This window comes from Bradyrhizobium sp. UFLA05-108, from assembly GCF_059803455.1.
Genome location: NZ_JBANAZ010000017.1, coordinates 90,050 through 105,356, shown reverse-complemented (window position 1 = coordinate 105,356; position 15,307 = coordinate 90,050). Strand labels below are relative to the sequence as shown.

At 63.3% G+C, this 15,307-nt stretch carries 13 protein-coding genes; 1 reads left to right on the top strand and 12 read right to left on the bottom strand.

What is annotated here, in order from left to right:
• Positions 1-14: 14 nt before the first annotated feature.
• The 5 genes from SO140_RS15175 to SO140_RS15155 are packed head-to-tail and all read right to left on the bottom strand — an operon-like array spanning position 15 to position 4,624.
• Entirely contained in the window at positions 15-755 is a 741-nt protein-coding gene (locus SO140_RS15175) for a branched-chain amino acid ABC transporter ATP-binding protein (RefSeq protein WP_449378927.1), read from the bottom strand.
• Positions 748-1,518 (bottom strand): ABC transporter ATP-binding protein, encoded by a 771-nt coding sequence (locus SO140_RS15170; protein ID WP_449378928.1) that lies wholly within the window; start codon positions 1,516-1,518, stop codon positions 748-750. The genes SO140_RS15175 and SO140_RS15170 overlap by 8 nt, the downstream gene beginning before the upstream one ends.
• Positions 1,515-2,501, bottom strand: coding sequence for a branched-chain amino acid ABC transporter permease (locus SO140_RS15165; protein ID WP_474799126.1), 987 nt, complete (start codon positions 2,499-2,501; stop codon positions 1,515-1,517). The genes SO140_RS15170 and SO140_RS15165 overlap by 4 nt, the downstream gene beginning before the upstream one ends.
• A gap of 42 nt (positions 2,502-2,543) precedes the next feature.
• Positions 2,544-3,416, bottom strand: coding sequence for a branched-chain amino acid ABC transporter permease (locus SO140_RS15160; protein WP_449378930.1), 873 nt, complete (start codon positions 3,414-3,416; stop codon positions 2,544-2,546).
• A gap of 23 nt (positions 3,417-3,439) precedes the next feature.
• On the bottom strand, positions 3,440-4,624 hold the full coding sequence (locus SO140_RS15155) for an ABC transporter substrate-binding protein (RefSeq protein WP_449378931.1): 1,185 nt from the start codon (positions 4,622-4,624) through the stop codon (positions 3,440-3,442).
• A 551-nt stretch (positions 4,625-5,175) separates the two neighbouring features.
• On the opposite strand from SO140_RS15155, the gene SO140_RS15150 reads away from it, so the two are divergent.
• Positions 5,176-6,615: an FAD-binding oxidoreductase gene (locus SO140_RS15150; RefSeq protein WP_449378932.1), complete on the top strand. Its 1,440-nt coding sequence runs from the start codon at positions 5,176-5,178 to the stop codon at positions 6,613-6,615.
• A 95-nt stretch (positions 6,616-6,710) separates the two neighbouring features.
• Here the strand turns inward: SO140_RS15150 and SO140_RS15145 are convergent, their stop codons facing one another.
• From SO140_RS15145 to SO140_RS15115, 7 genes are all read right to left on the bottom strand, one after another.
• Complete coding sequence (locus SO140_RS15145; RefSeq protein WP_449378933.1) at positions 6,711-8,033, bottom strand: NAD(P)/FAD-dependent oxidoreductase; 1,323 nt, start codon at positions 8,031-8,033, stop codon at positions 6,711-6,713.
• A gap of 189 nt (positions 8,034-8,222) precedes the next feature.
• The gene (locus tag SO140_RS15140; RefSeq protein WP_449378934.1) at positions 8,223-9,686 is read right to left on the bottom strand and encodes an aldehyde dehydrogenase family protein; all 1,464 of its coding nucleotides are present in this window, start codon (positions 9,684-9,686) and stop codon (positions 8,223-8,225) included.
• A gap of 77 nt (positions 9,687-9,763) precedes the next feature.
• Entirely contained in the window at positions 9,764-10,942 is a 1,179-nt protein-coding gene (locus SO140_RS15135) for an alanine racemase (protein ID WP_449378935.1), read from the bottom strand.
• A gap of 26 nt (positions 10,943-10,968) precedes the next feature.
• Complete coding sequence (locus SO140_RS15130; protein ID WP_449378936.1) at positions 10,969-11,841, bottom strand: GNAT family N-acetyltransferase; 873 nt, start codon at positions 11,839-11,841, stop codon at positions 10,969-10,971.
• Between the two features lie 170 nt (positions 11,842-12,011).
• A complete protein-coding gene (locus SO140_RS15125) occupies positions 12,012-13,322 on the bottom strand; it encodes an NAD(P)/FAD-dependent oxidoreductase (RefSeq protein WP_449378937.1) in 1,311 nt (436 codons plus the stop codon).
• 44 nt (positions 13,323-13,366) lie between these two features.
• Positions 13,367-14,245, bottom strand: a complete 879-nt coding sequence (locus SO140_RS15120) for an ABC transporter permease (RefSeq protein ID WP_449378938.1) — start codon at positions 14,243-14,245, stop codon at positions 13,367-13,369.
• A 38-nt stretch (positions 14,246-14,283) separates the two neighbouring features.
• Positions 14,284-15,234, bottom strand: a complete 951-nt coding sequence (locus tag SO140_RS15115; protein WP_220001813.1) for an ABC transporter permease — start codon at positions 15,232-15,234, stop codon at positions 14,284-14,286.
• Positions 15,235-15,307: the final 73 nt, after the last annotated feature.

Here is a 15,307-nt window from a genome sequence, read left to right as displayed (position 1 = left end):
CGTTGCAGATGACGTCAGTGTTCGACGTCGGTTTCGTCGCGCATGCGGCCGGTCAGGAACAATTCGCCCAACTCGTCGTGCGTGATATCCGCGGGCCGGCCGTCCCAGATTACCTTGCCGAGGCGGAGGATGACGGCGCGTTGGGCGACCGCCATGGCCTTTTTGGTGTTCTGCTCGACGAGCAGAATGGTCTGGCCGGCAGCATTGATGCGCAGCAGCTCATCGAAGACGTTCCCGATGGCCGTGGGCGACAACCCGACCGACGGCTCGTCGACCAGCAGGATCTTGGGTCGCTGCAGCACCGCCATCGCGACCTCGAGCAATTGCTGCTCGCCACCGGACATGTTTCCCGCCAGCGTATTGCGGCGCGTCTTCAGGATCGGAAACAGGTCGTAGACATAATCCCGCTCCGCCTTCACTTTGGCATCGCGCAAAGTGTAGGCGGCCATCTGGAGATTCTCGTCGACCGTCATGAGCGAGAAATTGCAGCGTCCCTGCGGGACCCAGGAGATGCCTTCGGCGAGAATCGCGCGGGACTTGTAGGCGCTGATGTCCTTGCCCTGCCAGTTGATGCTGCCGCCCTTGATCGTCGTCATGCCATAGAGCGTCTTGAGCAGCGTCGACTTGCCGGCGCCGTTCGGTCCCATCAGGGCGACGAACTGGCCTTGGGGCACGTCGAGATCCACGCCGTTGAGGATGTCGAGCAAGCCGTAACCCGCGCGCAGTCCCTTGATCGAAAGAGAGGGTTCAGCCACCGAGATAGGCCTCCCGCACCGCCTGGTTCCGGACAATCTCGTCGGGCGTGCCTTCCGCGAGCTTGCACCCTTGGTCGAGCACGACCACGCGCCTACACAGGCTCGTCACCACGTCGATGTTGTGCTCGATGATCAGGAAGCTGACGCCGAAAGACGTGTTGGCAAGGCGGATGCTGTCGACGACGCGTTCGATGAGCTTGGGGTTGATGCCGGCCATCGGCTCGTCGAGCAGGATGAGCTTTGGCTCGGGCATGAGCATCGAGGCGAACTGGATCAGCTTCTGCTGGCCGCCGGACAGCTTGCCCGCGGGCTGGAAACGCACGTCCCACAGACCCGCGATCTGAATCAGCTCCCGCGCCCGCTCCCGCAGTGCCGCCACGCGATTGCGGGCTGCCGCGCCGATCCCGAACGTCGACAGGATGCCGGGAAAGGTGAACATCTGGCCCGCGATGACGAGGTTTTCCTCGATGTCGAGCGCGCCGAACACGACCGTCTTCTGGAAAGACCGCAGCATGCGGCCCTCGCGCGCGATGTCGTTCAAGGACCAGCCCGTGATGTCCTGGCCATCGAGCTTCACCGCTCCCCCGTTGGGTTTCGCAAGCCCGGTCACGCAATCGAAGAAGGTCGACTTGCCCGAGCCGTTCGGACCGATCAGCCCGCAGATCTCGCCGCGATCGACATGGAGATCGAGGGCGTCCACCGCGCGGATGGCACCGTAGGATTTGCAGAGGCCGGAGATATCGAGGATGGGAAGGCCGGTCATTTGCGCCTCTCCAGGAATGACCAGAAGCGGCCGATCAGCGGTGCGAAGCCACTCGGGAACCAGAACACGAGACCGAGCAGGAAGAAGCCGTAAGCGATCATGCGCAGTTCGGGCGCAACGCGAAGGGCTTCGGTGAGGCCGACGAACAACAGGCTGCCGAAGATGACGCCTGAGATGGTGCCGGCACCTCCTCCGAGGACGATGATCAGCATCGTGGTCGAATAGTACATCTGGAAGGTGAGCGGGCTGACCACGGTGAGGTAATGCGCATAGAGGCTGCCACCGAAGCCGGCAAACGCGGCACTGATCATGAAAACCAGCAGCTTGTAATGCCAAGTCGGGATGCCGACGGACTCGGCCAGCGTCTCGTTCTCGCGAATGGCGATCATGTTCCGGCCCGCCGGCGACCGCACGATGAGGTAGACAGCCAATGTCGCAATCGCAGCGATGGCGAGGACCAGATAATAGAAACCCACCGTTCCAGAGACCGTGAACGAGGCCGGCCCCAGCGCGAAATAAGGTTTCGGAATGGCCGCGAGCCCCATGTCGCCGCGTGTCAGGCTGATCCAGTTCTTGGCAATGGCCTGACCGATGATGACGAAACCCAGCGTACACATCACGAAGGATGTGGCGCGCAGCCTAAGTGCGGGAATGCCGAGCGGCAGCGCGATGGCGCCGGCGGCGATCCCGGCCGCCAGGAAGTTCACATAGAACGGCGTGCCGAAATGCACCGCCAGCAGCGCGGACGCATAGGCGCCGATGCCGAAGAATGCTGCCTGGGCGAGCGAGAGCAGCCCGGTATAGCCGAGCAGCAGGTTGAGGCCGTGCGCGGGCAGCAGGAAGATCAGCGCGATGATCAGCGCGTGCAGCGGATAGTTTCCGAGAAAGAGCGGTGCGATACAGGCGAGCGCGATCAGCGCGACACCGAACGGAAGTCGAAGATCCCGCGCCGTCGTCGGCAATGGGAGCTCGGCTGGTGTCATGTTCGGACCTCGCGCGATCTCGGACAACTCTGGATACCTCGCTTAGAAGCGCGCCTGGGCGGAGAACAGCCCGTGCGGACGCCACATCAAGACGAGCATCAGGGTGGCGAACCCAACGGTGTCCCGGAACTGCAGGCCGACATAGGTCGCGACCAGACTTTCTGCGATACCCAGGATCATCGCAGCGATGAACGTGCCGCGAACGTTACCGAGCCCGCCCATGATGATAATGGGCAGCGTCTTGAACGTGATGAGCTCGCCCATGCCGCCGTAGACACTGACGTTCACCGGCGCGGTCAGAACGCCCGAAAGAGCAGCAAGGGAGGCGCCGAGAATGAAGGTCCACAGCGCAATATGGCGAACATCGATGCCGACGACGGCGCAGCACTCGATGTTCTGCGACACCGCGCGCATCGCCTTCCCCATGCGGCTATAGGTGACGATCAATTCGAGGCCGACGAACACAACCAGGCCGACGAGCAGGATCAGGATCCGCTGCTCGGCCAGTGTGAATCCAAAGATGCTCACCGGCTCGATATAGCCGCCCGAGAAGAACTTGTAGCTGCCGCCGAAGACGAGAATGGTCGTATTTTGCAGGATCAAGGCGACACCGAGCGTCGCAAGAACCCCGGCTTCGGCCGGCGCTCCGACGATCCGCTGCATCACGAAATTGCCAACGACGACAGCGATCAGCGCCGTCGCGACCACGCCGATCACGACGGCGACCGGATATGGCAGATCGAAATAGTCGATGGCGAACCAGGCCCCGAAGGTGCCGAGCATGTAGTATTCGCCATGCGCGAAGTTGATCGCCCGCAGCACACCGAAGATCATCGTCATTCCGACGGCAACGATCGCATAGACCGATCCGGAAACGATTCCGTTGATGACCTGCTCGACGACCGTGTAGAACATGCGCCTGACCGTTCCGTTTGGGCCTATTTGGGATAGTCGATCTCGCCTGCAAAGGTGCCCTTGATCACGGGCTTGCCCTTCTCGACTTCCAGCAAGATCATGGGCAGGCGCGCCTGGTTATGATCATCGAAGGTCACCTCGCCGACCGCGCTGTCATAGTGAATTGCCGAGAGTGCAGCCCGGACCTTCTCACGGTCAATGCTTTGAGCTTGCTCGATCGCCTTGGCCAGCAGATGCACCGTCTCCCAATGCACATAGGCGTGATTGTTGGGGGCCTCGCCGTACTCCGCGATGAACTTCTCGACGAACGCCTTGCTCTTTGGGGAATCGAACGCCGGAAGCCAGGCCGCAGCCTCGATGGCTCCTTCGAGCGCCTTCGGCGCCGCCTTGATGGTGCTTGCCGTATTGAACTCGGCATTCCCGACGAGCGGAATCTTGCCGGCGATCCCGACTTCGATCATCTGGCGCCCTACGATGGGAGTCGAATCCGCGTTGCCATACATGATGATGGCCTGCGCGCCGGAATCGCGGATCTTGGAAAGCACGCTGCGGAAGTCGACTTCACCTTCCTTATAGTAGTCCTCAGTCAGGATCTGGCTGTTGAAGCGAGGCAGGTACTTCTTGGTGAAGGCGATGGCCGCGCGCCCATAGTCGGTGTCAACCGAGAGAACGGCGTATTTGGTGAAGCCCTTCTTCTCGGCGGCATACTGGAGCACGATCAGCGCCCGGTTCTCGTCCGTCGGATAGTTGCGATAGGTCCATTTGAAGCCGCCGACGCCCGCCTTGTAGGTGATCATCGGGTTGGACGACGCCGCATTGAGGAGAAGGACGCCAGCGTCTTCGGCCACCGGCTGCATGGCCAGCGTAACCGAGCTGGAAACGTCGCCAATGATGAAATCGACCTGGTCCTGATCGATCAGACGCCGGGTCGCCGAAACACCTTCGACCGGTGTCCCCTGGCTGTCCGCGGGCATGACCTTGATCTTGCGCCCGCCCACGCCGCCCGCGCCGTTGATCTCTTTCGCCGCCATCTCGGCGCCGCGCAGCGAAAACGCGCCGTACCGCGCATTCGGACCGCTCATCGGCGCGACGAGCCCGAGCTTGACCGTGCCGTCCTCGGTTCGAGCAAATGCACGGGAGGACATGTCCTGAAGTCCGATCAGGGCGGTTCCGATGCAAAATCCCCGCCGGCTTACATCAATCGTCATTTCCCCGCTCCGTTGCTGCCAACTTTTGTGCACCCACTAAGTCCGCCGGCTTTTTGGTCTGACGCTTAGAATTTTTTGCTGCGTCCGGCAGTAAAAAATAGATTTACGCCCGGTCGCGGGGGAAGCACGACTGCGGTCTGCCGCCATAGCGAATTTTTATGGCGGGATGCGACCGCGGCGAGAGGATCATCCCGAACAGCTCGGCCGCCCGGTCTAATCGGCATGAGCAGCGGCCAGGCGGGGACGCGACCTCGGAGATGATGCGAAGCATGTTGTCCTCGCGAGAATACAGGCGAGCACCGAGCATCACTTCGGCATGGCTGCCGAAGCCACTTGCGGGCATCGACCAATTGACGCGAGCCCGAACGGCGAGGTTGCTTGCAAGTCCTTGCGATGTTCGGGACTTGCCTCGCGATGAAGTGGGTCGGCGCGCGGTGTAAACTGCCGACAATCGCCATAATTTGGCATTGGTTTCTTCGGAAGAACCACTCAACGGCAACCAATGCGGCACAAATGCGCAAAAATGACCCGATGCCAATCGGGAGCTGCGCATGTCCCAGTCAGTACACGTTCGAGCCTTTCGCGACCTTCTGGGCAGTGGAGGCTTCGTTGAAGACCCGGAGCGAATCGCCACTTACACATCGGACCAACGCCGGCTCTTCACGGGGACAACGTTTGCCGTGCTGAAGCCGGCGACGACGCAGCAGGTCGCCGACATAGTGCGCCTGGCGGCGCATCACGGTATCGGAATCGTTCCGCAGGGCGGCAACACCAGCTACTGCGGCGGTGCGACGCCCGACGCGTCGGGACGCCAAATCATCGTGAGCCTTGAGCGGATGGACAGGATTCGCGAAGTCGATCCCGTCTCCATGAGCATCTCTGTCGACGCCGGCGTCATCCTGAAGAACGTACAGGACGCCGCGACGGCGGCAGGACTTCTGTTCCCGCTCAGCCTCGGCGCGGAAGGCAGTTGCCGAATCGGCGGCAACATCGGCACCAACGCCGGCGGCCTGTCGGTGGTCAGGTACGGGATGACGCGCGATCTGCTGCTCGGGATCGAGGCGGTGCTGGCGGACGGCACGGTGGTGTCCGACATGCGCAAGCTGCGGAAAAACAATACCGGCTACGACGTCAAGCAGTGCTTCGTCGGAAGCGAGGGGACTCTCGGCATCGTCACCGGCGCAGTGTTGCGTCTTGCGCCCTTGCCGACCCGCCGCGCAACCGCATGGCTGAAGCTCGCGAGCGTCGCGCCGCTCGCCGAGGTTCTCGCCCTCGTCCGTCGCGAATCCGCGGACCTGCTGACCACTTTCGAATTCATGGCGGCCCGATCGATCGCACTCGCGACCGAAGCAATGACCGACCCGCCATCCCTGGGAGCGGGCCCAGGAGGCGCCGTCCTCGTCGAGCTCGCCTCTTCCTCACGTCATCTCGATCTCGACGAATTGATGGAAGCCGTACTGGCCGAGGCGATCGAGTCCGGATGGATCGAAGATGCATTGCTGGCGCAGAGCGAATCGCAGCGGACCGCGATGTGGCGGCTCCGCGAGACCATCCCCGAGGGCGAGAAGCGCCGGAACGGATCGGTCAAGCACGATATCTCGGTACCGCTTTCCTCCATTCAGCGCTTCCTGGATCTGGCCGGCTCGCAGGTGCGATCGTATGACGCCGACCTTGAGCTCTCCGTTTACGGGCATGTGGGCGACGGTAATCTGCACTACAACGTCCTCGTTCCTCGCGATGTCGACCGGCTGGAGTTCACCAAGCGGATCGAAGGCAGCCTATCATTGCAACTCTACGACACGGCTGCGGCGCTCGGCGGCACGTTCAGTGCAGAGCACGGCGTCGGTCGTTTCAAGAAGAACCTTCTGGAGCGGTATGGCGATGTCGGCCGCATCGCTGCGATGCGCCGGATCAAGACCGCCTTTGATCCGGCAGATATCATGAACGCCGGTGCGATCGTTCGTCCGCTGGACGTGACGTCTGCCTCTTGAACCGTCGGCCGGCAAAAAGAAAGAGCCACTCCCAAGGAGTGGCTCAAGTTGGGGAGGAAACGCTCCATCGGCACTGCTGACTTCCGGCTCGATCTTCAGATGGCGGAGATGTCCAGCTTCGAGCCATCGACCAGGCGCGACAGCCGAAACGGTGTGGGATCGACGCAAGGCGTGTCGTTGACGACAAGCTCTGCGGCCAGATGGCCGAGCCCCGGCCCCAGACCGAAGCCGTGACCCGAGCAGCCCGCCGCAAGGACGAGGCCTTCCACCCCATCCACCTTTGACACCACAGGCACTGCGTCCGGCGTGCAATCGACGAAGCCGCCCCAGGCGCTATCGATCTTTATTTCGCCGAATTGGGGGAAGGTTTTCCGGACACTCTCCACCACTTGGCTCACCAGCCATTTCAAGGGCGGAGGATCCAGCACGCGATTCTGTTCGAATATCCGGTCGTCGTTGGTCAGAAGCGCCGGCATCGAATCCGGCCCCGAAACGAAGGATCGGCCGACGCCGAGCCTGACATTCTTCAAGCGGCGCAAGAACTGCGGCATGAATTCGCGGCTGTACCTGATCGCCTGGGGCGTGATTTCGAGGTTCGCCTTGCCGCTGATCGCAAGCGTATAGCTGCCGTCCAGTCGGCGCGTGATCGTGCAGTAGGGTGTGGAGACCGCCTCACCTATGTTGATCGTCGGGGTGGAACGCAGCGCAGTCTGCCGGATGCTCGCCTGGGGGAAACTGATCCCGAGCGGCCGAAGGAAGCGGGAGGACCAGGCGCCGGCGGCGCACAGCACCGCGCTGGTCCTGATGTAGCCCCTCTCCGTGTGCACGCCCGCAATCTTGCCATTGGCCAGGTCGAGCGCCCGCGCGGCGCATCCCTGATGGATCGTGGCGCCCAGGGTTCTGGCCGCTTCGGCGATAGCCGGCGCAGCGAGCGCAGGTTCGGCCTTGCCGTCACGCTCCGAATAGGTCCCGCCAACCCATTTATCGCGCGCTTCCGGGACTCGCTCGGCCACCTCCGCCCGGCTCAGCACGCGTGTGTCGACGTCGTACTCCCTGGCGACCTCGCGCCACTTTTCCCAGCCGGCGAGCACAGCCTCGTCGTGGGTCGCATAGACGAGACCGCAGCGTCGAAATCCGAGGTCCCGATTGATATCGCGCGTGAGCTCGTCCCACAGTCGCATGGAGAGCACCGAGAGCGGCAGTTCGCGCCGGTCGCGGTTCTGCTGGCGGCACCAACCCCAGTTCCGGCTCGATTGTTCACAGGCGACGTGGCCTTTCTCGAGCAGCGCCACAGAGAGGCCGCGCTTCGCCAGGTAATAGGCGGCCGTAGAGCCGAGAATGCCGCCGCCGACGACGACGGCGTCCGCCTCGGCCGGAAGACGCTCATCGCTGTGAATGCGCTCGACGCGGGGCGACATGTTCCAACGAACCTCGGCAACCAAGAGTGCGGAAGCAAAATTCCGATCAGCTCTTCATCGCATCGTGCGCACGATACAAAGTGCTGAAATCATCCAGAACTTCGCAAGTTGTTCGGTTTTCGAGCGCTTGAGCGACACGACCTGCTCAAGCCCCGACCGAGCAGGGTGCTTTTCGGAGCCGATATTGAGCTACCGGTAGAACCCGAGAACTGCCTTGGTCTCGAGATATTCCTCCATGCCCTCGATGCCATATTCCCGGCCATTGCCGGAACGCTTGTAGCCGCCAAAGGGTGCGTTGGGGTCCCAGTCAGGATGGTTGAGATGCACTTGGCCCGACTGGATCTGCCTGGCGACGGTCCGCACCATCTCCATATCGGTGCCCTGCACATGGGCGCCGAGGCCGTAGACGGTGTCGTTGGCGATCGCGATCGCGTCGTCTACGGTGTCGTAGGGGATGATCGACAGCACCGGGCCGAAGATCTCCTCCTGCGCGATCCTCATGTCGCGACGGACGTTCGAGAAGATGGTCGGGCGCGCATAGAAGCCAAACTGAAGGTCGCCGGGCCGACCCGGCCCGCCGATGACGAGCTTGGCGCCTTCCTCCAGGCCGACGCCGATCATGGTCTGCACGCGCTCGAACTGCGGCCGGTTGGCGATCGGGCCATGGGTCGTGCTTTCCGCAAGGGGATCGCCGACCACCAGTTCCGAAGCGGTCGCCGCCGCCAGGCTCTCGACCTCATGCATCTGCGGACGGTACACGAGCATCCGCGTTGGTGCGCTGCAGGATTGACCGAGATTGCGGAAGGCGGCGCCGACGCCGAGCGGAACAGCACGGCTGAGATCGGCGTTCGGCAAGATGATATTCGGCGACTTGCCGCCAAGCTCCTGGGCAACACGCTTCACGGTGGGCGCCGCCGCTTGCGCGACGAGAACGCCGGCCCGTGTCGAACCGGTGATCGAGATCATGTCGACCTCTGGATGCGACGCCAGAGCGGCGCCCACGATCGGTCCTGTCCCATTGACGAGATTGAACACGCCGGGCGGACAACCGGCATCGTCCATCAGCTCGGCAAACAGCAAGGCGCTCAGCGGCGACAATTCGCTCGGCTTCAACACCACGGTGCAGCCCGCTGCGAGCGCGGGTCCGACCTTGGCTGTGATCTGGTAGAGAGGCCAGTTCCATGGCGTGATAAGCCCGCAGACGCCGATGGCCTCGCGCATGATCGCGGTGCTGCCGCGCGCGGCGATGAACGGATAATTCGCGAGATTGTCGCGGGCGACGCGGATATGTTCGGCGGCCAACGGCACCTGAGCGCGACGTGCGTAGGTGATCGCAGCTCCCATCTCGCACGTGAGAGCCTGTGCGAACAACTCCAGCCGCTGGAGGAGCAAACCATGAACCCGGTCGAGCAGCGCCGCTCTCTTGGCAGGCGGTGTCATGGACCAGGCGGCGAAGGCTCGTCTGGCGGCTGCGATTGCGCAGTCCACATCGTCGTCATCGCCGAGCGCGACGTCGGCGATCGGCTGCTCCGTCGCCGGGTTGACGACAGTTGCTGCTGCCGTGACGGATCCGATCGGCTTCCGCCATTCTCCGTCAATGTAGCATTTTCCGAGGAAGCCGGCTTCCGTCAGGTGTCGAAGGGGCGAGGTCATTGGAGGCGATCCTTGATCCGGTAATGGGCGCCGATCAGCGGCAGGAACCAGGGTTGGCCGGGAATGACCGGCCCGCCCTACCAGCCGCGCATCCGGGGCCATCGCGCGTGAATCGCGTCGCTGCCGGCGGAGACGACGTTGTACAACTCGTGTTGCGACGCCGTCGCACAGGCGTGATTGGGGAGAATCCTGACCTTCGCGCCGATCGGAAGATCGGGCAAAGCGTGCGCCGACCCGGGCCTGATGGCGAGGATCCCGTGCTCCTGGCTTGCTTGCGAGACGATCAGGTCGGGATAGATCTTGCCTGCCGCGTCGCAGACCAGACCATATCCCTGGTCGACCCGCTGCGCCGCAGTGCCGCGGTCGCGCGACAGCGCCATCCACCCCGCATCGACCAAAATCCAGCCCTTCTCGGCTTTCGTGCCGATCACGGTGGCGAGCACCGATATGGCGATGTCATCGGTCGTGCAGACACCGACACCGTGCATGACCAGATCAAAGAACATGTAGACACCGGCACGCATTTCTGTGACGCCGGTCAGGTCTTCGGCGAAATGGGCGGTCGGCGTCGAGCCGACGCTGACGGCAGGGCATTCATGCCCGGCCGCGCGCAATGTCGTTGCGGCGGCCACGGCCACGGCGCGCTCGTTCTCCGCAGCCGCGGCAAGGGCCGCCGGCGTGCTGAGGCTGTAGGATTCGCCGGCATGGGTGAGAACGCCGGCAAGCTTGACGCCGGCCTCGGCCAGGGCTGTCGCGACGGTCAGGAGCTTGGGATCGGTCCCGGTCAGCCCGCCGCGATGACCGTCGCAGTCGATCTCGATGAAGGCGGACGGTGTCACACCGGCTGCGCGCCCGGCCGCGCCAAGCTCGGCGGCCTGCTCAGGCGAATCCAGCAGCAGCTTGATGTCGATGCCTGCTTTCCCCAGGCGCATCGCCCTCGCGGCGGTGTGAGGTGCAAGTCCCACGGCATAGGTGATGTCCCGGAAGCCATGCTGCGCGAAGTACCCGGCCTCCGCCAAGGTTGAGACAGTGATTGGCCCCGGCTCCGATGGATGGGCGCGTTGAGCGACGTCAATGGATTTCGCGGTCTTCATATGGGGACGCAGCACGATGCCTTGCGCGGCCATACGAGAAGAGAGGCGCGCGAGATTGCGATCCAGTCGGTCTCTGTCGAGCAGGAGAGCCGGTGTTGCCAGCGCGCCGAGCGTTGCAGCTGCCTGGTCCGAGCCGGCGTCCGGGATGTCAGTTCTGTCCATCTCCACCCGCAGCATCCCGATGTCCCCTAGCCGAATGACTGATTGGCGACCCCAAACAGGCGCGCTGGTCCAGTCCATCGAGCCGGCGTTCCCAGCACCATGGTTGTGGCGTCGCTGACGCGTTGCAGGCCGATGCTTTCGAGCCATGCCCCGAGCTGCGAGGAGGCTGGAATGTCGATCCGGACGAAGACAGGCCCGAGCCGCGCGATCGTAAATTCAATCAGCGCGCGCGCATCGGTCGGGCTTTCAGCCACGACGGGGCCGATGACATGCCCGCGGCCGAACAGGCGAGAGATGGCGAAGCCACGAAGTACGCCGTCACGCAGCAGGACATGGCCGTCACCGCTGTCGAACAGCCGACTCAGCATCTGTCGTCGCTCCAGCCCTGTAGCGGCGCGGTCGAGCCGCGCGATCACCTCGAACTCCGATGCAGCCATCGGCCTGAGGAGACCCGATTGCAGCGTCTCGCGGATTGCACGCGGAATTCCCTGATGCTGGTGAATAATCCCGGTCGGTACAAAGCCGCGGCGGCGATACAGCGTGATGCCCTCGGCCGTCGAATTCAGCGCGATGGTCCGTGGGCGCGCGGACGCCAGCAACGCGTCCATCAGCCGCGCCCCATAGCCGCGGCCCTGAGCAGCCTTCGCGACAATGATCATGCCGGCGGAAGCATGAGTCTCGCCGTACGGCCACCAGGCCGCGGTCCCGATCACCGTCCCGGCGCGCTCCAGAACAAAGCCATGGCCCAGCTGCAGCGCGACGTCCCAATCCTCGATCCGGTAGGGCCAGGACATTTCTTGCGAGAGCTTCAGGGCGCCTTCCAGATGTGATCTGGCGAAGGGAAGCAGGACCACATCCTCATTGTCGAGATGCCCGACTGGATAAGCGGCGGCTGTCATGATCGGTCGACGTCTCTTGCTCGGGGACTACTCGCCACAGTGCGCGTGCGATCTCGTGATCGTCGCATGGTCTGCAGCGTATCTTGAGGACGACAGCATTACGCAATCAGACTCGCGCAAAGTTCGGCATAGTATTTCATTGATGATGCGGCAGAACGACCGATCTGCCGTCAGCGGCTGGCGCGCCACAGCGCGATCCGGTCCCGCATCCGGTAGCCCTGGATGAAGGCAGGCATGAACCAGGGATTGCCGCGATAGAACGGGATGAAGGCCGGAGGGCGGAAATCAAAGGCCGTGCGTGCCCGCTCCTCATGCCCCAGGAGCTTGTGGGCTGCATGCATACCGACCCACGGCGCCCAGACCACGCCCGAGCCGCAAAAGCCGCTGGCATAGACGATGCCGTCCTTCGCGAAGATGCGAGGAATCATGTCGCGGTTCATCGCCACGTTGCCGAACCAGCTGTGCGAGAGGCGAACGCTCTCCAGTTCCGGAAACAGATTGATCAGGCCCTTGCGGAGAAGCAGCTTCGGGGCGATGGGATCGCCGACCCGGGAGCTGTCACGGCCGCCGAGCAGAAGGCGTTTGCCGTCCGGCGAAGGCCGGTAATAGAAGCCGACCTCCCGATTCTCGGTGATCATCATCCGTCTCGGCATCAGCCGCGCCATGACCTCGGGGGCGAGCTCCTCGGTCGCAATAATCCGGCTGCGAACCGGCACCAGCCTGCGGCGCAGGAAGGGCACGGCGCCATCGGTGTAACCATTCGTGCAGACCAGCACCTGACGTGCCTGCACCGGCCCGGCCGAAGTGACGACGCGGAAGCCGGCTCCATCTCTTTCGATTGAAATCACGGGCGTCCGGGCGTGGACTGCCAACCCCGAATCGAGCGCGACGCGCAGGAGTTCGGCGTGGAATTTCGCCGGATGCAGCCCGCCGATGTCCATCCGAACCGTGCCGCCGCGATAGACATCCGTGCCGATGTACTTGCGCTGCTCGGCATAAGGAACTGCGTAAGCCTCGATCCCAAGCCTCTTAGCGAGCCTCGCCGCGGTCCGCGCCATGGATTCGTATTGTTCATAGCCGAAGGCGCCCTTGAACTGTCCCACCGGCTGGAAGTCGCAGGCAAGCCCTTCGGTCTTGATGAAATCGTACAGGAATTCGCGTGCGCTCTTGCCTTCGGCCTCGACTGCCAGCGCCCTCTCCTCCCCGAACCGCCGGGTGAGCGTCGCGAAATCCGGCCGAATTGTCCCGCTGGTGATCCCGCCATTGCGCGTAGAAGCTCCCTCTCCCGGATCCATCGCATCGAACGCCGCAACGGAGCGTCCTTCGCGCGCCAGCACCAGACCGGCCGAAAGCCCGGCATAGCCGGCGCCCACGATCAGCACGTCGAGCTTCCTGGGCAGTGGCTGTTGAGGCAGCGGCTTGAGCGGTGCGGCTTCCCACCAGTAGGGCGTCGCCTTCTCGTCAACTCTCGGCGCGTGCATGGCGATTGCTTCTCATTTGTCCAGTCGTGGCTCGGCTCGAAGTGTCAAATGTGGTCGTTTCGAACGTCGAGAGCATCTCGCAAGCCATCGCCGATGAAGTTGAAGCTCGTCACCGCGATGGTGATTGCGGCTCCGGGAATGATGGCGAGCCATGGAGCGCTCGCCAGATATTGCTGGGCGCCGTTGAGCATGTTGCCCCAGCTCGGCAGCGGCGGCTGGATGCCGTAGCCGAGGAAGCTGATATAGGCTTCCAGAAGAATCGCGCGGGCGACCGCCAGGCTTGCGGCGACGATGATCGGGCCCATGGCATTGGGCAGGATCTCGCGGAACATGATGTGCCGACGGCTCAGCCCCACCATGCGTGCAGCCTGGACAAACTCGCGCTCGCGCAGCGAGCGCACTTCGGCCTCGACAATCCTGGCGGTCTCCATCCAGCTTGTGACGGCAATGATGACGGTGATCATCACGGGGCTCGGCCGCAGCGTCGCGGCCAGCGCCAGGACGAGGAAGATCGAGGGATAGGACAGGAAGCCGTCCACGGTGCGCATCAGCGCCGCCCCGATCCAGCCGCCGCGATAACCCGCCGTGACGCCGACCATCGTGCCGATCAGCGTTGACAGCAACATCGCGGAGAACCCCACCAGCAGAGAGATGCGGCCGGCCACCAAAAGCCGTGCGGCCAAGTCACGTCCGAGAGGATCGGTGCCGAGATAGTGGTGACCGCTGAGAGGCGGAGCAAAGCGCGCCCGCAGATCGATGTGGAGGGAGTCGTAAGGCAAGGCATAGGGCCCGACGATGCATGCCAGCACGAGCAGGGTGATCATCGCGATCCCAACGAGCGCCAGATGATGACGCATGAAGCGGTACACCGCACGGCTGTGCCACCAGTGAGTTGGAGTAGCGTGCGCGGCGATGACGGTCATATCAGCTGCCTCCTGTTATCAGGCATGAGTCCGCGGGCTCAGCCCAGGCGAATGCGCGGGTCGACGGTGGCGATGATGATGTCTGCGATCAGGTTGCCCAACACGACCAGGATCGCCGAGAATATCAACAGCCCCATCACGACGGGATAGTCGCTGTAACCGAGACTATCGAGAAACAGCCGGCCCATTCCGGGCCACGTAAAGACCGTTTCCGTGACCAATGCGCCGGTCAGGATGCTCGGCAGCTGCATCCCTGCCAGCGTGATCATCGGCAGCAACGCATTGCCGACGACGTGCTTCAGCAAGATCCGGCGCTCGCTGACGCCCTTGGCGCGAGCCGTCTTGACGAAATCCTGACTTAGCGCATCGAGTGTCGCGGTGCGCATGTAGCGGCTCCAGATCGCGACATGAACCAGCGACAGCACCAGGCTCGGCAAGATCAGGTGATGCAGATAATCCAGCACCGAGCCGTCGCCGATCGTGTACATGTTACCTGCAGGAACCCAACCGAGCTTCAGCGTGAAGATGTAGATGCCGATGAGGCCGAACCAGAAAGTCGGGACCGACAGCGCGACCATGGCGCCGACCGTCGCGCAATAGTCGAACAGGGAATAGCGGTGGGTGGCGCCGCGGATTCCGATCCAGGCACCGACCGCGATCGCAAATGCGGTGGACGTCCCCATCAGCAGGAGCGTCGCCAGCAAGTGTCGACCGATGACCGCCAGGACCGAAGAGCCGTCGCGGAACGAGTGTCCCCAATCGCCCTGGAGCAGCCGCCAGGCCCAATCCAGATACTGTATCCATAGCGGCCGGTTCAACCCGAGCTGCGCTGCGAGCCGCTCCACATCCTTCTGGGTCATGCCCGGATCGAGCCCGAACTGCGCGAGAGGACCGCCCGGCATGAGGTTGAGAACCGTGAAGCCGATGATCGAGACGATCACCAGCAGCACGATGCTCTGCGAGAGACGATTGAGCAGGAACCCGGACATTCGAGTCACCATGTTGGCGTTGCAGCATCACCCCAGCGCCGGCTTCGGCCACACCGCCTCGGCCGGCAGCACA